We start from the raw sequence: 21,357 nt of genomic DNA, 5'->3' as shown, positions 1-21,357 counted from the left end.
TAATATATTATTGAGATAAATTTTGCGGTTCTTAGAATCTGAAAACGCTTTCGTCCTGAGCGTCTTCCGGAACTGCCGATTCAAATAAGGCATCAAATTCTTTAAAATCCAATGCATCACTTAATCCAAAATCTGAAGGCGTTACTTCCCTTTCTTCCTTATTGATACAGTGTTCTATAAGCTGAGTTAAATTTTCGATGAATTTATCAGCCAATTTTTTGACAGTTTCAGAACGGTATCTTTCTTGTGAATAATCCCAGGAAATTCTAAGTTCATTGTTGACAATGATTGCTTTTACAATAAATTTTTCTTCTAATACTGAAACTGGACTTATGTGCGCTCCTGAATTTTCCGGTGCGGATGAAAAGAATGTATTTTTGTTTAGCACATTATCAATCTGACCTAAATAATTAAAGACAACGTCCCAGCCACAATCTTTTAATGAATTGCGTATTTCTGTAGATGCATGTAAGTAACGTAAGCATCCATAACCCATTCCTTTAGTAGGGATTTTGCGTAATGCCTCTTTTACAGATTTAATAATATCACCTTCCGTTTTTGCGCCATTTGTTGATAAAATCACAGGGTATTTGTTGGTAAACCATCCTGTCGTACCGGCAAGATCAATGTCTGTTACGATATTTTCACGTCCGTGACCTTCAAAACCTAAAGCTAATCGTTGTGTACCAAAAACATGTTCAAAAGTCACTTGTAATGCACTTAACATCAAATCATTAATCTCTGTACTATACGCTGCATTTGCTTCTTTTAATAAATATTTTGTATACTCCTGATTTAGAATTCCTTCCTGAGTTCTCTTAGTTTCCCTTGTTGGTTTATTTGTATCAAAATCTGTTGGAAGTGGCGTATATTCAAAATTAATTTGTTGCCAGTACTCTAATTGAGATTCTATTTCTTCTGTCTCTGCAAAGTTTTTCAACTTATTGATCCAGTCTCTGAACGAATTGTTTTTATTTGCTAAATACAACGTTTCATCCACATTTTCGTCTGTTAGTAAAGTTTCCAGATCATCAATGATAAATCTCCACGAAACACCATCTACTGCTAAGTGATGTGACACCATAAAGAATCTGTTATATTCTTCAGAATCCGGCGTTTCGATAAGAACAAATCGTGTTAAATCTCCTTTTTCTATATCAAAATATTCTTGGTATTTCACGCAAATTGCTGTAATAGCTGCTGCAATATCTTCTCCTTCTTCAATAGTTTCTGTTCTGTACAAATTAGTAGATTCTCCGTAAAACTGTTTCCATTCAACTTGTTTGCCGGCAACCTCTTTTGTGTATCTAAACCTCAGCGAATCGTGACGTTTTGCAATTAAGTCTACTGTTTTTTCTAATTTTTCTTTAGTAATTTCTTTATCTACACTTAAAAGTACTGCCTGATTAAAATGTGATAGTGATTCATCTTCTCGCTCAAAAAACCAATGTTGAATTGGAGATAACGGCACTTCACCTTCTAAAAGTCCTTGTTCTGCAGTATTTAATTTTTCGCTGTTTTTTTCAACGGCCACAGCCAATTCAGCTATCGTTTGATAATCAAATAAGTCTTGTACCTGGATTTGATATCCTTTTTTCTTGGCTCTGCTTACTACCTGAATTACTATAATGGAATCACCCCCAAGCTCAAAGAAATTATCAGTAACCCCAATTTGTTCTACACTTAGTAAATTTTCCCAGATGGCCACTAAAGCTTCTTCCGTTTTTGTACCTGGCGCTACATATTCACGCTCGTTATTAACTTCAGGATCCGGCAATGCTTTCCTGTCTATTTTTCCGTTTGAGGTTAATGGCATCTGCTCTAAAACCACATATGCCTGAGGAATCATATAATCAGGAACAAGCCCTGAAAGATAGTTTTTCAAATCAGACTCTGAATAACACTCTTCTGCAACCAGATAACTTACCAAACGTTTTACACCGGTGCTGTCTTCCTTAAACAAAACTTCGCTTTGTATAATTCCGCAATAGCCTTGTATCACACGGCTGATTTCTTTTAATTCTACACGGTAACCGCGTATTTTAACCTGGTCGTCAACACGTCCTAAAAATTCTATTTCTCCCAGGGAATTCCTGCGCACTAAATCTCCGGTTCTGTATAAAATCTGGCTTTTTCCTGCTGCAAACGGATTGGTAATAAATTTTTCTTTCGTTAAGTCTTCACGGTTCAAATAGCCTTTTGATATTCCGGATCCTCCTAATAATAACTCTCCGGGAACACCCAGGGGAGAAAGTGACATATCTGCACTTACAATATAGGCTTCACTGTTGGAGAATAAATTCCCAACAGGAATGGTAACATAATCAAAATCAGGATTTACTTTGTGTAATAATTTACCAACAGTACTCTCGGTAGGTCCGTAATGGTTCACGATCGTTACATTTGAATCCTGGGCTGTGATCGCTTTTATATAGGATATTGGCAAGACGTCCCCTCCAAATATAATGGTACGTTTGGGCAATAACAATTCATTATCAATGCGTAATGCCTGCCAGTGGCTTGGTACTATTTTGATACAATCAATGGAGTGGGTATTAAAATAGGATTGTAATTTCACCCCGTCCATTAAGGTCTCTTTATTGAATAAATGCAACGATCCGCCGCTTAATAAGGAACCGTACAATACTGTATTGCCTAAATCTGCTGAAAGCGATGACATTAATCCAAAACTTTTATTATCGCTGATTGCAATTTTAGCGTCCAGTCCTTCATAATAGTCTACCAGATTCCCGTGGCTTATCTGAACTCCTTTTGGCTGACCTGTAGTTCCTGAAGTATAAACAACATAAGCCGTTGTATCGGGCGTTGCCAAAGTTGAAAAAGTAACGTCTTGCGGAATCGCATTTACATCTGCATATTGAATATCAATAGAAAATACCGGAACCGAAAACTCAATTACATCAAATAAACTGCTGGATTCTATAAGCAGACATTTTACTTTTGCTTCTTCAAGCATATATTGCTGACGCTCTTTTGGCAATGAAGGATCTATTGGAACATATCCTGCACCTGATTTCAAAATAGAAACAATTCCCAGTAACGACCAGTTTGAAGTATCCATCATAATACCAATCAAATCCTCTGGCACTAAGTCATAAGTCTGTTGGTAATAATAAGCCAGTTTAGTTGAGGCTTCATCCAGCTCTTTGTAAGTCATGCGGCTGTCATTGTATACAAATGCAATTGCATCCGGATTTTTTGATACCTGTGATTCAAAAAGCGACAATACCGTTCCTTCACCGGATAATGTATAACCAGGTGTATTATAATCTGTGATTAATGACTCTTCTTCTGCTTTACTCAGCATGGCAAGATTTCCTATCGATGAAGCACTGTCAACCAATATAGTATCAAGCAGGTTCTCATAATGTGATCTCAAGGATGCTATGGTAGAGGAACTGAAAAGATCGCTGCAATAGTTAAATGAAAACTGGATTCCTTCAGGGCTGTCTTCAGCAAAAATAGTAAGGTCGAACTTTGAAATATCATAATCCATTGCTACTGACTCAATAGTAATATTACTGAACGCTGCAATTTTAGCATCCGGATTGTTGTTTAAAACAAACAATACCTGAAATAAGGAACTTCTGCTTTTGTCCCTTGTATTCTCAACGCGATCCACTACTTTTTCAAACGGAACTGCAATATGGTCGTAAGCTTCTAAAGTGGTTTGTTTAACCGATTTCAATACATCACTAAACGATGGATTACCCGATAAATCGCTTCGAAGTGCCAGCGTATTGACAAAAAATCCAATCATGGATTCCAATTCCTGCTGCGGACGGTTGGAAACCGTGGTTCCGATACAGATATCTGACTGACCGCTGTAACGGTATAACAATACTTTATAAACACTCAATAATAACATAAACAAGGTTACGCCTTCTTCTTTGGCATATGTGCGCAAAGCCTCACTGCGGTCACTGTCTAATCTGAAGGCAACATGACTCCCGCGGCTGCTCTGAACTACCGGACGCGGATAATCCGTAGGAAGCGCAGAAGGTGCAACGCCGGATAATTTATTTTGCCAGTAATCCAATTTCTCTGATAAATAATCTCCGGATACCTCAGAGCGCTGCCAAACAGCATAATCTGTATATTGAAAACTAAGTGATGGCAAAATAGCCTCTGTTCCTGATTTATACGAAGCATATAACTCCTTAAATTCTTTGACAATAATAGATGAAGACCATCCGTCTGTTGCGATATGATGACGTACTAATAATAAAACATGTTCCTCTTCTGATAGCTTAATTATCGTAGCGCGAAGCATATAATCTTTCGCTAAATCAAAAGGTTTATTTACTTCTTTGGCTATAAATGATTCATAATCCTCTACAGAAGAATAAATGTTGAGTTCCCAACGATCTGAGGATTGCAATTCCTGATACGCAATACCATCTTTTTCTACGTATATTGTTCGAAGTGCTTCATGACGCTCTATTATTGTTTTTAACGCTTGTGAAAGATAGTTGATATTAAGATCTCCTTTCAGGTTTAATAATGTAGGTACATGATAATGCTCGCTTCCTTTTAACTTGTCTATAAACCATAAACGCTCCTGTGCATATGATAATGGAATATTTTTAGGTAAATCTTGTTTGGTTACTAAAGGTAGTACTGCAGTAGCATCCTGGCTTTCGATAAATGAAGCTAAAGCTGCGATATTAGTATAATCAAATATGTCTGTAATGGTAACAGCAACATTCATTGTACTCTTAATAGCAGATAATAAACGAACGGCTAATAAGGAATGACCACCAAGCTCAAAAAAATCATCAGTAACTCCAACTTGCTCTACACTTAGTAAATTTTCCCAGATGGCCACTAAAGCTTCTTCCGTTTTTGTACCTGGCGCTACATATTCACGCTCGTTATTAACTTCAGGATCCGGCAATGCTTTCCTGTCTATTTTTCCGTTTGAGGTTAATGGCATCTGCTCTAAAACCACATATGCCTGAGGAACCATATAATCCGGAACAAGCCCTGAAAGATAGTTTTTCAAATCAGACTCTGAATAACCCTCTTCTGTAACCAGATAGCTTACCAAACGTTTTACGCCGGTGCTGTCTTCCTTAAATAAAACTTCGCTTTGTATAATTCCGCAATAGCTTTGTATCACACGGCTGATTTCTTTTAATTCTACACGGTAACCGCGTATTTTAACCTGGTCGTCAACACGTCCTAAAAATTCTATTTCTCCCAGGGAATTCCTGCGCACTAAATCTCCGGTTCTGTATAAAACCTCGCTTTTTCCTGCTGTAAACGGATTGGTAATAAATTTTTCTTTCGTTAAGTCTTCACGGTTCAAATAGCCTTTTGATATTCCGGATCCTCCTAATAATAACTCTCCGGGAACACCCAAAGGAGAAAGTGACATATCTGCACTTACAATATAAGCTTCACTGTTGGAGAATAAATTCCCAACAGGAATGGTAACATAATCAAAATCAGGATTTACTTTGTGTAATAATTTCCCAACAGTACTCTCGGTAGGTCCGTAATGGTTCACGATCGTTACATTTGAATCCTGGGCTGTGATAGCTTTTATATAAGATATTGGCAATACGTCCCCTCCAAATATAATGGTACGTTTGGGCAATAACAATTCATTATCAATGCGTAATGCCTGCCAGTGGCTTGGTACTATTTTGATACAATCAATGGAGTGGGTATTAAAATAGGATTGTAATTTCACCCCGTCCATTAAGGTCTCTTTATTGAATAAATGCAACAATCCGCCGCTTAATAAGGAACCGTACAATACTGTATTGCCTAAATCTGCTGAAAGCGATGACATTAATCCAAAACTTTTATTATCGCTGATCGTAATTTTAGCGTCCAGTCCTTCATAATAGTCTACCAGATTACCGTGGCTTATCTGAACTCCTTTTGGCTGACCTGTGGTTCCTGAAGTATAAACAACATAAGCCGTTGTATCGGGCGTTGCCAGGGTTGAAAAAGTAACGTCTTGCGGAATCGCCTCTACATCTGCATATTGAATATCAATAGAAAATACCGGAACCGAAAACTCAATTACATCAAATAAACTGCTGGATTCTATAAGCAGACATTTTACTTTTGCTTCTTCAAGCATATATTGCTGACGCTCTTTTGGCAATGAAGGATCTATTGGAACATATCCTGCACCTGATTTCAAAATAGAAACAATTCCCAGTAACGACCAGTTTGAAGTATCCATCATAATACCAATCAAATCCTCTGGCACTAAGTCATAAGTCTGTTGGTAATAATAAGCCAGTTTAGTTGAGGCTTCATCCAGCTCTTTGTAAGTCATGCGGCTGTCATTGTATACAAATGCAATTGCATCCGGATTTTTTGATACCTGTGATTCAAAAAGCGACAATACCGTTCCTTCACCGGACAAGGTATAACCAGGTGTATTATGATCTGTGATTAATGACTCTTCTTCTGCTTTACTCAGCATGGCAAGATTTCCTATCGATGAAGCACTGTCAACCAATATAGTATCAAGCAGGTTCTCATAATGTGATCTCAAGGATGCTATGGTAGAGGAACTGAAAAGATCGCTGCAATAGTTAAATGAAAACTGGATTCCTTCAGGGCTGTCTTCAGCAAAAATAGTAAGGTCGAACTTTGAAATATCATAATCCATTGCTACTGACTCAATAGTAATATCACTGAACGCTGCAATTTTAGCATCCGGATTGTTGTTTAAAACAAACAATACCTGAAATAAGGAACTTCTGCTTTTGTCCCTTGTATTCTCAACGCGATCCACTACTTTTTCAAACGGAACTGCAATATGGTCGTAAGCTTCTAAAGTGGTTTGTTTAACCGATTTCAATACATCACTAAACGATGGATTACCCGATAAATCGCTTCGAAGTGCCAGCGTATTGACAAAAAATCCAATCATGGATTCCAATTCCTGCTGCGGACGGTTGGAAACCGTGGTTCCGATACAGATATCTGACTGACCGCTGTAACGGTATAACAATACTTTATAAACACTCGATAATAACATAAACAAGGTCACGCCTTCTTCTTTGGCATACGTGCGCAAAGCCTCACTGCGATTACTGTCTAATCTAAAGGCAACATGACTCCCGCGGCTGCTCTGAACTGCCGGACGCGGATAATCCGTAGGAAGCGCAGAAGGTGCAACGCCCGATAATTTATTTTGCCAGTAATCCAATTTCTCTGATAAATAATCTCCGGATACCTCAGATCGCTGCCAAACAGCATAATCTGTATATTGAAAACTAAGTGATGGCAAAATAGCTTCTGTTCCTGATTTATACGAAGCATATAACTCCTTAAATTCTTTGACAATAATTGATTCAGACCAGCCGTCTGTTGCGATATGGTGACGTACTAATACTAAAACATGCTCCTCTTCTGATATTCTGATTACTGTAGCACGAAGCATATAATCTTTGGCTAAATCAAAAGGTTTATTGATTTCCTGAGCTACAAAATCCTGGAAATTATCAGTAAATGAAACAATATTCAATTCCCAATTATCTGATGGCTGTACTTTTTGATATGCAACACCTTCTTTTTCTATATAAACAGTACGTAATGCCTCGTGACGATCTACAATGGTTTTTAAAGCCTGTGAAAGAAAGTTTACATAAAGATCTCCTTTCAGGTTTAATAATGTAGGCATATGATAATGCTCACTTCCTTTTAACTTGTCTATAAACCATAAACGCTCCTGTGCATATGACAATGGAATATCCTGAGGTAAATTTTGTTTGGTTATTACAGGAAGTATAGCAGTATCATCCTGGCTTTCGATAAATGAAGCTAAAGCTGAAATCGTTGGATTGCTAAATACATTTGTAATGGTAATCGCAACATTCACTTTTTTCTTTATCGCTGATAGTAGACGAACGGCTAATAAGGACTGACCTCCAAGTTCAAAGAAATTATCAGTAATCCCCACTTGTTCTACTTTCAATAAATCCTGCCAGATTGTAACTAACGTATTTTGTAACGCTGTAACTGGCGCAATGTATTCATATTCTCTATTAAAAACAGGATCCGGTAATGCTTTTCTATTTACTTTACCATTAGATGTCAATGGCATTTCATCTAATTGGATGATAATTCCGGGAATCATATAATTAGGAATATGTTCTTTTAGATAAGTGATAACATCTTCTTTTGTTTTATCATCTTTAAGAACTATATATGCCACTAATTCGTTTACGCCGTAGGTATCTTCTCTGGCAATTATAACTCCTTGATGTATAGCCGGACAGCTATTTATAACGGTATCTAATTCTCCTAACTCAATTCTGTAACCTCTAATTTTTACCTGACTGTCTTCTCTCCCCAGATATTCTATATTTCCATCCTGAAGCCATTTTGCATTATCTCCGGTTCTATATAATTTTCCTTCTGCAAAAGGATTATTTATAAATCTGTATGCATTAAGTTCAGGAAGATTAATATATTCTCTGGCAACCTGAACACCACCGATATATAATTCTCCGGTAACACCTTTAGGCTGGATATTCATTTCGTTATCCAAAATGTAAATCTGAGTATTTGCAACTGGTTTGCCTATCGATACACTTTTTAAATTTGCTGCATTAAAAGGAACAATCCAGCTCGTTACATCAATAGAAGCCTCTGTAGGTCCATATAAATTACTCAATGTAACATTAGGTAATACTTTTTGAAAATCTTCTGCCTGATTTATTTTTAAAGCTTCTCCACTGCACACAACATTTTTTAAGGTGGCACATTTAGAAACATCTATATCTAATAGAAATGTACTTAACATAGAAGGCACAAAATGGATCATTGTAACTTTATGAGCAGCAATTAATTCTCTTAAATAATCACTATCCTTATGACCTTCAGGTCTTGGAATTACTAATTTGCAACCTGTTATTAACGGAAGAAAAAATTCCCATACCGATACATCGAAACAAAAAGTTGTTTTTTGTATCAATACATCATCGCTGGTTAAATTATAATATTCGTAAGCCCATAATAAACGGTTTACTAAACCTCTTTGTTCATTAACTACTCCTTTAGGATTTCCTGTAGAACCAGACGTGTAAATTACATATGCTGCATTTGTTGGCAGTATATTGACATTAGGATTAGCTTTTGACTGATCTGCAAATAACGTATCAAATGCATCAAGATTAAGTGTTGTAACAGCATTTGAAAAATGAGTTAGATGCATGCTATCATTATGAGTAAGCACAATTGACGCCTTTGTATCCTCAATCATAAAATCGATTCTTTCAACCGGATAATGAGGATCAATAGGCACATAAGCAGCTCCGGATTTCATAATTCCCAGCATTCCAATGACCATTTCAAAAGAGCGCTCCATACATAATCCAACTAAAGATTCTGTTGTAATACCTTTACTGCCTAAATAATTAGCAACCTGATTTGCTTTTTCATTTAATGTTGCATAGGTCATTTCTTCGTTCTCAAATACTAGCGCAATTCCTTCCGGATTATTAATTACCTGTGATTCGATTAAATCTATAATAGTGACATCTTTAGGATAATCTGTGTAAGTCGAATTGAAATTATGTAGTAATTCGTTTTCTTCTTCTTTATTTATATAGGTTAATTTACCAATTGCAATTTCCGGTTGAGATAATACACTTTCTAAAATTTGTTTATAATGCCCTATTAACCCTTCGATCATGTGATGTTCATACACTTCTGTATTGTAAGAAATATCAAAAACCAAGTGTCCTTTTATTTCCTGAAAGTTAAGTTCTATATCAAATTTTGAAACTGATTCTCCTAAATCAACAATTATATCCGTATTTGTCGAGATATCGACAGCGTGATTATTAACGTCTGTGTTTTGAAGAATTAACATAACATCAAAAACACTGCTTCTTCCTGCATCCCTTTTGATGTTCAGACTTTCTATTAAACTATCAAAAGGATACATTTGATGATCAAATGATTCTAATGTCTGGTCTTTAATTCGTTTGTAGATGGATGTAAAATTCTCCCCGGCATTTACTGTATTACGTAATGCAAGTGTATTGATATAAAAACCTATCTGATCTGCTAAATCTGCATGATCACGACCTGCTACCGGTGTACCAATAATAATATCCGTATCAGCAGTATATTTATGAAAAAGAATGTTAATAGTTGTGAGTAAACTAATAAACGTGCTGCCGTTATTTTCCTGCGTAAAACGCTGAAGCATCTCTGTAATTTCTTTAGAAATATAGCTTCTTAGCGTACGACCTTTATGTGTTTTTATTGCAGGTCTGCGTTTTTCTGACGGAAGATCCAGTATAGGTAATTCTCCTGAAAGTTTCTCCAGCCAAAATGCTTTATCATTAGTTGATGTAATCGTTTTTATTTGTGATGATTGCCAATGTGCATAATCTTTATATTGAATGGTAAGAGGTGAAATACCTGAAGCACTGCCGTTCATTAACGAATCATAAAATGTAAATACATCTTTTGACAACACATTCATAGACCATCCATCACTAATAATATGATGCATATTATAATAGAAAACATATGTCTCATCTTCAAGCTGTAATAAGCTTACGCGGAATAATGGTCCGTTTTCTAAATCAAACGGTACAAAAGAATCTTTACTGATGTAAGTGGCAACACTTTTTTCCTTATTACTATCATTTCTGAAATCACTGTAGGACAAGATAAAATTAAATGTATCTGCAGACTGCACATATTGTCTTACATCACCGTTTTCATCCATTTTAAAAGTAGTACGTAATATCTCATGGCGATTGATAGTCGCTGTAATTGCTTTTTGAAAACAATCAATATCATAATTACCTTTTAAAGTGGTATTCATAGGCATATTATATACTACGGATCCTCCTTCAAACTGACTTAAAGTCCAAAGACGACGCTGTCCTGCGGACAATTCATAACTGTCTGCTAACGCAATAGGCGAAATCACTTCAAAATTAGAATCTTTACTACTTTTACTGCTTTTAAGTAAAGTGATAAGTCGGTCTTTATTTGTTGCAATATTGATTTTATCTTCCTCCGTAAGAGATGCTGTATTTCCTGTTACTCTCAAATTTTCTCCAGAATCATCAAGGAAAATTTGTACTTCTTTATTGGATAAACCAGTAATTATTGATTTGATATCTTTCATCTTAAAAATGTTTTCTTAAATGCTGAAAATTTGAATTATAATTTGAATTAATAATGTGATATTTATGTCCTGTATGGAGTAATTATGCCTTTGCAAAAGTATTTTCTGTTTTATTGGACAAGTAAGACAAGGGAACAACTGCCGATATATCCTGGCGCAGCGAACTTAACCTTACACTTATTCTATGCTGATTATCTATCCGGAATACTTCACATTCAAGTCCTGATAATTCGCCGTATTCGATTTTAAGCTTATCGCCTATTTGGGGAAGCACCCTGCCAATCTGCACATCACTAAAATCTTCGCCTTCAACAAGAAATTTTATCTGTTGTATCTCTTTTGGTGAAACTGTCCCGTATTCACCGCCAAACGACAAATACGAACAACCGCTGTCTACCGTTAAAACATCATGGAAATCCCTGTTGGATTTAATATGGACAAAAACATAACTGGGAAACAATGGAATCTGGATCTTTTTTGTCCTGTCGCTCCATTTTCTAATGCTAACAGCCATAGGAAGAAATGCCTCGATATTTTTTTCGGTCAACTCCTTATAAACCTTACTTTCATGTCTGTACTTTACGTAAAGAACATGCCAACCTTCTTTTCTTTCCATAATTGCAAGTTTTTTAATGACCGGATATAGCTGCGCTGTGGCCAGTCACATGGTTATTTATTTAAGAAATACTTTTCTTTAGCTCTTTAGCTTTGTTTTTTTTGGGTAATTGGGCAACCTGGCAATAATTCTGATCGGGTTGAAAAAATACGCTGCACATTTAAAAACTTCAGGCAGGTATTTCACTTTTTTAGATCCTGGTAAAATTCAACACATTGACAAACTCAAAACTGAACTTATGGGCTGACTTCTTTTTTACTGGAGTAAACTTACAATAGATAATTCCACATATGACTACACCAAAGTGTAGTTGCGGTTCTCTGCGTTAAATACTACCTTATTGGGTAGTTTGTAGCTATTGGAACCAGTAATGCCTTGTTCCGGCAAAGCCAAATTTTTATTCTCGTTATAAAAATCAATCAGTCCACTGTATGACATGCAAACCGGAATGGTTTCTGATCCCAAATATTCAATGGATTCCCCAACAATTTTTGCCTTGATACCCATTAACTTCAAAACACGAAGCAATTTGGCATCTATCTCTGCAAAAGCAATATTGTCCTTATGGGTACAGATTGGCGCAATGGCAGAAACCAACAGCTTTTTTAGAAGGTTCACATCGCGAACCCCTTTTTTGATGGCAAAACGCCCAATATGCCAGATTTCATTAATATCATTCCCTTCCGTACAAAGAAAAGGATCGATACCAAACATTTTCTGGATAGGCAAGACGCTCATAAAATCCCATTTTAAAACCCTGATAGTGCCCAATAAATCACCCTGATCGTCTTTCGAAATGAAGATTTTGGAATGCTCCAAAAAGGCCATCTCTTCCTTGTAAACCGAATCAATATCGTTTTGGTAGTTTCCTGGGAATATTTCATTGGAGTGATGGTTGAAATTTTCTGTCACTACGAATTTTGACATGTGGAAAATTTCATTCTGACTGATTGACCGGTGGTTTGTTTTGCTTATCATGGTAGTTTATTTTCTCCAAAACTATTACCGGAATACCATCAGAATATTACACAAAATACTAGTTATCAGAAAACTAGACAAATACTACCTTTAAGTGTAGTAAAAAAAGAGGCGTAATGTTAAAAAAAGACTCAAATACAATGCAAACACACATTCTTATCGTATTGAAGTTAAATTCGTATAGAAATAAAAATAATTTAACACCATATCTCCAATTTTTCCTATATTCACACCCTATAAAAAATATAGTCATATGGTAATTGAAAACGACTTTTTTTCTTCCAGCAATACGGTTCAGAAAATTTCAGCAGATGAAGCCCTGCGGCTTGGAAATTATTTGGAACTGGTCAAGGCATTTGCAAGAACAACTTACAGCAGTATCTACATTATAGATTACGAAAAAAAAGGATTTGAGTATGTGTCCGAGAATCCATTGTTTTTATGTGACCATACACCTGAGGAAGTTCAGGAACTGGGTTACGCCTTTTATTTTAAATACGTAATAAAAGAGGATCTGGACCTGTTGTTGAAGATTAACACAATAGGGTTTGATTTTTATCAGAATATACCCGTAGAGGAGCGTATACACCATACGATTTCATATGACTTTCGCTTAAAGAATCCCAGTGGAAAGACTTTTTTGGTCAACCAGAAACTTACCCCGGTTTTCCTAACCAATGACGGTAAAATATGGAAGTCAATCTGTATTATTTCCCTTTCCTCGGAACTGCAGTCCGGGAACATTAAAATTTATAAAAAAGGAGAAAACAAAATCTTCAGCTATGACCTGGAAGGTGATTTCTGGAAAATACTCAAAAAAATAGAACTCACAAGCCGCGAGAAAGAAGTATTGCAGTATTCCATAAGGGGATTTACAATTGCAAATATGGCAGAAAGCATGTTTGTTTCTGCCGATACGATTAAATTTCATAAAAGAAAACTATTCACCAAACTCGGTGTGGGGAATATTGCCGAAGCAATAGCCTATGCAACAAGTAATAAACTGATTTAGAAATTATACTTCCTCTTCAATGATGGATGATAAATAAAATTCAGGGAATTTTTTAAATTTTTTACCTGTAGCAATATTGTATAATAAATGAGTGCAAACTGCCGCTACTGACCATGACGCGATTGACAATTGTGGTGGCGGTAAAGTTTCTTTCTCATTCCTGTATTTTTCAATAATGTCATCAATCCAACTTTGCGGATTTCCCCAAAATCTCATATAACTTGAAGCATACTCGACTAGAGTTACTTCATTAAATTGCTCATCAGAATCTGCTATTGCATCCAATAACAGACCATCTTTTGCAATTACTGTAACCAGGCTTCCCCACCCTATATTGTATGGATGCAAAATTGGAATACCCAGTTTTTGGCAAGCGGTATCAAATATAAGCGGTACGGGTGATGAAAAATCCAGCGCATTCACCGCTGCTTTATGACCTTTAAGGTGATCCCCTACATTATCAACAGTTAAGAAAAAATCGAGACAATTGATTTCTGCATTTTTATTAATCGATTTTAATCGTCTTGCTAAAGCGTCGACCTTATTCATATCGACATCATCTTCAGTATAATTCTGTCTGTTTAAATTAGATCGTTCTACCTGATCTCCATCTACAATCGTGATTTTTTCAAAACCAAAACGTAGTGCACATTCAGCAATCACACTGCCAATACCACTTCCAGCTAACAAAATTGGAAAGTTTTTTATAATCTCCTGTTCTTCTTCAGTAAGATAAAGTCTATTTCTTGAATAACGATCTTCCATAATTAGTTTTTTAAGTCAAAAGTAAACATAAACAATAGGTATTTCTTTAACCAAAAGGGTAGTATTTACTAGTTCATACTCCAGTACCGTTACTATAATCACACTGGAAAAAATTATTTCCCGTAGCTCTAAACTAAATTAAAAAATTTGATTTTAAACCAAATTAACAATATTTTATTGACTAAAAAAGGAGATATTCATACAAGGTATTGATAGTCATTTATTTAGTTTCATGATTTTAAATAAAAAAAACTCTTTGAAACTAATACTTATAAAAACAAAAAAGCAGTTACAAGAATATTCTCGCAACTGCTTTATTAACCTTTCTATAAAAGCACAGAAATTTAAAAAACTAATTCTTCGCCAATAACAGAAGAAACTTTCTGCTGATTATTTAAGATTTGTATGGATTCTATGTAACGTGCCAAATTCGTAATAGTTGGTTCGTTGTATAATTCTTTAAGTTCAATCTTGAAATTAAACTCTTTTTGAATTTTAGAAATAACCTGAATTGCTTTTAAACTATGTCCTCCAAGTGCAAAAAAGCTATCTTCTACGCCTATTTTTTCCTTTTGTAAAACTTCCTCCCATATAGAGACCAATTTTTCTTCTATTTCATTAGAAGGCGCTACATATTCAAGCTGGATAATATCCTGTGTACTTACCGCCGGCAATCCATTTTTATCGATCTTGCCATTTGGCGTAAGAGGTAATTGATCCAGAAATACATAGTAACTCGGCAGCATATATTCAGGCAATTCACGCCCGAGTGATAATCGAAGCTGTTGTTTGTCTATAATGGCAGCACTAACTATGTAACTGATAATAACCTGTTCGTCCTGAACGCTGCCCACCACAACAACACATTGATCGATGTTTTCCTGGGATTCCAGCACCTGTTCGATCTCGCCGAGTTCTACACGATATCCCCTGATTTTTACCTGACTGTCTTTTCTGCCAATACAAACAATTGTCCCGTCTGGCAGCCATTTGCCCAAATCTCCGGTTTTATAGAGTTTTCCCTTCTCACCAAAAGGATGCGCAATAAACTTTTCTGCCGTTAGTTCAGGCTGGTATAAATAACCTCGTGACAATCCCTCACCTGAAATACAGATCTCGCCAATAACCCCTACAGGCTGTACCGCCAAAGCATCTGACAGGATATAAAACTGGGTATTGTCTATCGCTTTGCCAATAGGTACCGAACTTTCATAAAATCCTTCAACCCTGTAATAACTGCTGTAGGTGGTATCTTCTGAGGGTCCGTATAAATTTCGCAGTGCAATTCCGGAATCCCTGAAATGATTGGCAATACTTACCGGAAATGCTTCTCCGGCAAGGTTAATCCCAACCGCGTTTTCAAATGAGACACCTTTATCAATAAGGGCATGAACAACAGAAGGAACTGTATTTATCAGTACATTTTTATCTCTGTCAATATAATCTGCTATTGATAATCCGTTTTGCAATAAGCGTATTTGTTTGCCTATACTTAACGGATAGAAAAATTCATATACCGATAAATCAAAACAATGGGACGTTACCGCATAAAGGGTATCAAAGGCAGTATCGCCAAATTCCCTTTGTGACCAGTGCAGCATTGAAGATGCATTTTTATGGGTAATCATAACGCCTTTGGGTTTTCCCGTAGATCCTGAGGTATAGATGATATAGGCCAGATTATTGGAATTAAAACTTACCTCTGGAAGGGTCGTTGATATAACTTCTGAGTTGGTAAAAGCTGTTATGAACATCTGGTCTATTGTTACCTTACATTTGCTGTCCTGCTCAATATAGGCAATACGCTGGGCAGGATAATTGGGATCAATGGGCACATAGGCACAGCCTGATTTTAAAACAGCCAGTAACGATATTAAAAGCCACTCGCTTCGGTTCAGCTTTACCCCTACCAGATCTTCAATTCCTAAATTGTAATGGCTCAGCAAATAATGTGACAATTGGTTGGAAACCTCATCGAGTTCTTTATAGGTATAATTTTTATGATCTGTTATCAGGGCAATTTGCTCAGGGGTTTTTATGGCCTGATTTACAAATAAATCGACCATTGTAATATCTGGATAACCAGCTGTTGTAGTATTAAATTCATACAATAATTGGGATTCTTCATAAAAGCCCAAATAATTAATTTTGGCTACTTTTTGATCCGGTCTCTGGGTCGCTTCTGTTAAAAAGGTATCAAAATGGGATACCAGTCTTTCAACAAAATTCGGCTCGTAAATATCTGTATTGTACTCGACATGCAGGGATAACTGTCCTTGTTTTTCTGAAAAAACAAAGCTTAAATCAAATTGGCTTACTTTTCTCTGATATCCTTTGTAGGGGTTTAACTTCAGGTTTTCTATCTGTAAATTATCTGATCCAAATAAATCCTGCTGGTTTTGCAATACGACCAGAACATCAAAAAGTGCAGACCGGCTGGTGTCCCTTCCCAATCCTAATTCTTCGGCCAGGTTATCAAGTGGATATTCCTGATGGGAATAGGCATTCAAAAGGGTTTCTTTTTGTATGTCGAGTAATTCTTCAAAACTTGCCATCTGGTCAAAAGTGGTGCGAATGGCAAGTGTATTTAAATAAAGCCCTATTTGGTTTTCCAGATCACTGTGTTCTCTTCCGGCTATTGGGGTTCCTAAAATAATATCACTTGTATTGGTATATCTGGAAAGAAGTCCGTTGATTCCTGCCATTAGAACCATAAAAAGACTTGCGTTTTTCTTTTCTGAAAACAATTTAAAATTTAAACTTGCTTCTTTGGAAAAATCATAACTAACTGAATCTCCAGCATAGGTTTTGACTTTTGGCCTGATTTTATGGGTGGGAAGTTCCAGTATAGGAAGGTGTCCGCTAAATACATCCAGCCAGTACTGCTGTGCTTTTTTTAGTTTAGAGGTTTGTTGCTCACTTTTCATCCACGAAGCATAATCTTTATATTGGATCGTAAGTTCTGGCAGATTGCTGTTTTTGGCGTGAACCAAATTATCATAAATTGTGATCAGTTCCCTGCTTAAAATTCCCATCGACCAGCCATCGCTAATAATATGGTGCATATTGAAAAGCAGCACATGTTTATCTTTTGATAATTTTATAAGATGTAATCGCACCAAAGGCGCCTGTGAAAGGTCAAATTGATAGTTATAGCTCTCAACGGCTCTTTTTGATACTGCCATATCCTGATCGTCCACCTGGCTGTAATCAAAATATTCAATTTTAAAATCAACAGCCGAAGCATCAACAATAAACTGGCGTACTTCGCCCTGATCATTTCGCTGGAAAAAGGTCCTGAGGCTTTCGTGTCTGGCAATGACGGTATCAAAGGCTTGTGTTAAGTTATCAATATCCAGCATCCCTTCAAGTTCAAAAGAACCCGGAATATTATAGGCCTGACTCCCCGATTCAAACTGGCTTAAGATCCATAGCCTGTGCTGTGAGGATGTTAAAACATAATTTTCCTGAGCTGCTGCTTTTGGTATCGAGCTAAATGCTGATCTTTGTAATTGGGATATAATTCCTGAAATGGTTGGGTTCAAAAAGACTTCTTTCACGCTTATCTCATACCCCAGCTGGCGATTGATTTTATTGACCAGCAAGGTCACTTTTAGGCTATGTCCGCCTGATTCGAAAAAATTATCAGTGATTCCTATTTTCTCCAATCCCAGTAAGTCCTCCCAGATTAAAACTAATTCCTTCTCTAAAGCTGTGACAGGAGCTAGATATTCAAGCTGGATAATATCCTGTGTACTTACGGGAGGCAATCCATTTTTATCGATCTTACCATTTGGCGTAAGCGGTAATTGATCCAGAAACACATAGTAACTCGGCAGCATATACTCAGGCAATTCACGCCCGAGTGATAATCGAAGCTGTTGTTTGTCTATAATCGCAGCACTAACTATGTAACTGATAATAACCTGTTCGTCCTGAACGCTGCCCACCACAACAACACATTGATCGATGTTTTCCTGGGATTCCAGCACCTGTTCGATCTCGCCGAGTTCTACACGATATCCCCTGATTTTTACCTGACTGTCTTTTCTGCCAATACAAACAATTGTCCCGTCTGGCAGCCATTTGCCCAAATCTCCGGTTTTATAGAGTTTTCCCTTCTCACCAAAAGGATGCGCAATAAACTTTTCTGCCGTTAGTTCAGGCTGGTATAAATAACCTCGTGACAATCCCTCACCTGAAATACAGATCTCGCCAATAACCCCTACAGGCTGTACCGACAAAGCATCTGAAAGGATATAAAACTGGGTATTGTCTATCGCTTTGCCAATAGGCACCGAACTTTCATAAAATCCTTCAACCCTGTAATAACTGCTGTAGGTGGTATCTTCTGAGGGTCCGTATAAATTTCGCAGTGCAATTCCGGAATCCCTGAAATGATTGGCGATGCTTACCGGAAACGCTTCTCCGGCAAGGTTAATCCCAACCGCATTTTCAAATGAGACACCTTTATCAATAAGGGCATGAACAACCGAGGGAACTGTATTTATGAGTACATTTTTATCTGCGTCAATATAATCTGCTATTGATAATCCGTTTTGCAATAAGCGTATTTGTTTGCCTATACTTAACGGATAGAAAAATTCATATACCGATAAATCAAAACAATGGGACGTTACCGCGTAAAGTGTATCAAAAGCAGTATCGCTAAATTCCCTTTGTGACCAGTGCAGCATTGAAGAGGCATTTTTATGGGTAATCATAACGCCTTTTGGTTTTCCCGTAGATCCTGAGGTATAGATGATATAGGCCAGATTATTGGAATTAAAACTTACCTCTGGAAGCTTCGTTGAAATAACTTCTGAGTTGGTAAAAGCTGTTATAAACATCTGGTCTATAGTCACCTTACATTTGCTGTCCTGCTCAATATAGGCAATACGCTGCGCAGGATAATTGGGATCAATGGGCGCATAGGCACAGCCTGATTTTAAAACAGCCAGTAACGATATTAAAAGCCACTCGCTTCGGTCCAGCTTTACCCCTACCAGATCTTCAATTCCCAGATTATAATGGCTCAGCAAATAATGCGACAATTGGTTGGAAACCTCATCGAGTTCCTTATATGTATAACTTTTATGATCTGTTATCAGGGCAATTTGCTCAGGGGTTTTTATGGCCTGATTCACAAATAAATCGACCATTGTAGTATCCGGATAACCAGCTGTTGTAGTATTAAATTCATACAATAATTGGGATTCTTCATAAAAGCCCAAATAATTAATTTTGGCTACTTTTTGATCCGGATTTTGAATTGCTTCTGTTAAGAATTTATCAAAATGTGAAACTAGTTTTTCTATAAAATCCAGTTCGTAAATATCTGTATTGTATTCGATATATAACGATAATTGTCCTTGCTTTTCTCTGAAAATAAAGCTCAAATCAAACTTACTAAATGATTTTTTCAACTGTTTATAAGGAGATACCTCAACGTTATTTAGTGTCAAACCTTCGGATGTTAACAATTCTTCCTGATTTTGAAACACAATTAAAGCATCAAACAAAACGGATCTGCTTAAATCTCTTTTTATACCCAGATCCTCAACCAGATTATCAAAAGGATATTCCTGATGGGAATAAGCATTTAACAAAGTTTGTTTTTGTACTGCCAATAACTCCTCAAAAGTAACTTCTTGCTCAAATGTTGTACGAATTGCTAATGTGTTCAAATATAATCCTACCTGATTTTCTAAATCGCTATGCGCTCTTCCTGCCACGGGAGTTCCTAAAATAATATCTCTGGTATTGGTATATCTGGAAAGTAATCCGTTGATTCCTGCCATTAAAACCATAAAAAGACTCACGCTATTTTGTTGCGCATATGTATTAAGTTGGGATGTACTTGTTTTAGAAAACAAATAATCTAATCCTGAGCCATTATAAGTTTTTAGCTTTGGTCTGGTTTTATTGGATGGCAATGCCAAAATAGGGATTTCTCCCGAAAAAGTATCTAACCAAAATGCTTTTGTTTTTTCAAGTACCGATTGCCTTGCCTGGCTATTTTGCCATTCTGAATAATCTTTATACTGAATAGGCAATTCCGGCAATATCACTTCATTTTCTGTAGACAATCCATTATATATTGTCATAAATTCTGTACTCAAAACCCCCATAGACCAGCCATCGCCAATGATATGATGCATATTTAACATTAGGATATTTCTATCGTCAGATACTTTTACAATATCCCCTATAAATAAAGGCCCTTTTGCTAAATCAAAAGCATGCTTTTGAATAGTATCAGTGTAATTGCTTACTACTTCATTTGTAGCATTGTTTAAATCTACAACCTGCAAAGCTCCTGAATATTGTTCGACAGGAATTATATACTGTCCTAATTTTCCATGTTCATCTTCTTTAAAAACAGTGCGTAAACTCTCATGTCGGTTAATTAAAAAATTAAACGCTTTGGTTAATTTTTCAAAATCTAACGATCCTTTAAATTCAAATGCTTCAAATATGTTATATGCTGAATTACCTGTTTCAAACTGACTCAATGTCCATAATCGATGTTGGGATGAAGTAAGTGCATAATATTCCTTGTTTTCTGCTTTAGGAATAGACTCTGATGAAGAAAGTAATGTGATAAGTTCATTTTTATGAGCTTTAATATCATCAATAATTTCAGGTGTTAAAGTACCCTTAGGAGCATTAATTTTCAGGTTTCCATTATCTATCGTAAGCCTGATTTTTAATGACTGTAACGTATGTATTAGATTTTCTATCACAATATGATTTTTTAAAAGTAAATATGAAACTCATTTTTAGAATCTTAACGCTATTTTTATCCTGTAGATAAGAATGGAAATATCTAAAATA

The 21,357-nt window shown here is 36.3% G+C and carries 6 protein-coding genes; 1 reads left to right on the top strand and 5 read right to left on the bottom strand.

Features of this window, described 5'->3' with window-relative positions; translation table 11 throughout:
- Positions 1-31: 31 nt before the first annotated feature.
- The 3 genes from ACHRVX_RS00055 to ACHRVX_RS00045 all read right to left on the bottom strand — a co-directional run bounded on the left by ACHRVX_RS00055 (position 32) and on the right by ACHRVX_RS00045 (position 12,692).
- Positions 32-11,149 carry an amino acid adenylation domain-containing protein gene (locus tag ACHRVX_RS00055; RefSeq protein WP_395327508.1) on the bottom strand — a complete coding sequence of 3,706 codons (11,118 nt, stop codon included), beginning with the start codon at positions 11,147-11,149 and terminating at the stop codon, positions 32-34.
- A gap of 82 nt (positions 11,150-11,231) precedes the next feature.
- On the bottom strand, positions 11,232-11,765 hold the full coding sequence (locus tag ACHRVX_RS00050) for a UpxY family transcription antiterminator (protein WP_395327505.1): 534 nt from the start codon (positions 11,763-11,765) through the stop codon (positions 11,232-11,234).
- A 294-nt stretch (positions 11,766-12,059) separates the two neighbouring features.
- On the bottom strand, positions 12,060-12,692 hold the full coding sequence (locus tag ACHRVX_RS00045) for a hypothetical protein (RefSeq protein WP_395327502.1): 633 nt from the start codon (positions 12,690-12,692) through the stop codon (positions 12,060-12,062).
- 304 nt (positions 12,693-12,996) lie between these two features.
- Between ACHRVX_RS00045 and ACHRVX_RS00040 the strand changes: the two genes are divergently transcribed.
- Positions 12,997-13,755 (top strand): response regulator transcription factor, encoded by a 759-nt coding sequence (locus tag ACHRVX_RS00040; RefSeq protein ID WP_395327485.1) that lies wholly within the window; start codon positions 12,997-12,999, stop codon positions 13,753-13,755.
- Positions 13,756-13,758: 3 nt separating this feature from the next.
- On the opposite strand, the gene ACHRVX_RS00035 is transcribed toward ACHRVX_RS00040, so the two are convergent.
- The gene (locus ACHRVX_RS00035; RefSeq protein WP_395327500.1) at positions 13,759-14,520 is read right to left on the bottom strand and encodes a ThiF family adenylyltransferase; all 762 of its coding nucleotides are present in this window, start codon (positions 14,518-14,520) and stop codon (positions 13,759-13,761) included.
- 344 nt (positions 14,521-14,864) lie between these two features.
- A complete protein-coding gene (locus ACHRVX_RS00030) occupies positions 14,865-21,266 on the bottom strand; it encodes an amino acid adenylation domain-containing protein (protein WP_395327496.1) in 6,402 nt (2,133 codons plus the stop codon).
- Positions 21,267-21,357: the final 91 nt, after the last annotated feature.

This window comes from Flavobacterium sp. FlaQc-47 (assembly GCF_044006475.1).
Lineage (GTDB): Bacteria > Bacteroidota > Bacteroidia > Flavobacteriales > Flavobacteriaceae > Flavobacterium.
This window is presented reverse-complemented; position numbering and strand designations above follow the sequence as displayed.

What these genes read in the sequence shown, in the direction of transcription:
- ACHRVX_RS00040 (WP_395327485.1), top strand. Translation starts at nt 12,997, where the DNA reads ATGGTAATTGAAAACGACTTTTTTTCTTCCAGCAATACGGTTCAGAAA.
- ACHRVX_RS00055 (WP_395327508.1), bottom strand. Translation starts at nt 11,149, where the DNA reads ATGAAAGATATCAAATCAATAATTACTGGTTTATCCAATAAAGAAGTA.
- ACHRVX_RS00050 (WP_395327505.1), bottom strand. Translation starts at nt 11,765, where the DNA reads ATGGAAAGAAAAGAAGGTTGGCATGTTCTTTACGTAAAGTACAGACAT.
- ACHRVX_RS00045 (WP_395327502.1), bottom strand. Translation starts at nt 12,692, where the DNA reads ATGTCAAAATTCGTAGTGACAGAAAATTTCAACCATCACTCCAATGAA.
- ACHRVX_RS00035 (WP_395327500.1), bottom strand. Translation starts at nt 14,520, where the DNA reads ATGGAAGATCGTTATTCAAGAAATAGACTTTATCTTACTGAAGAAGAA.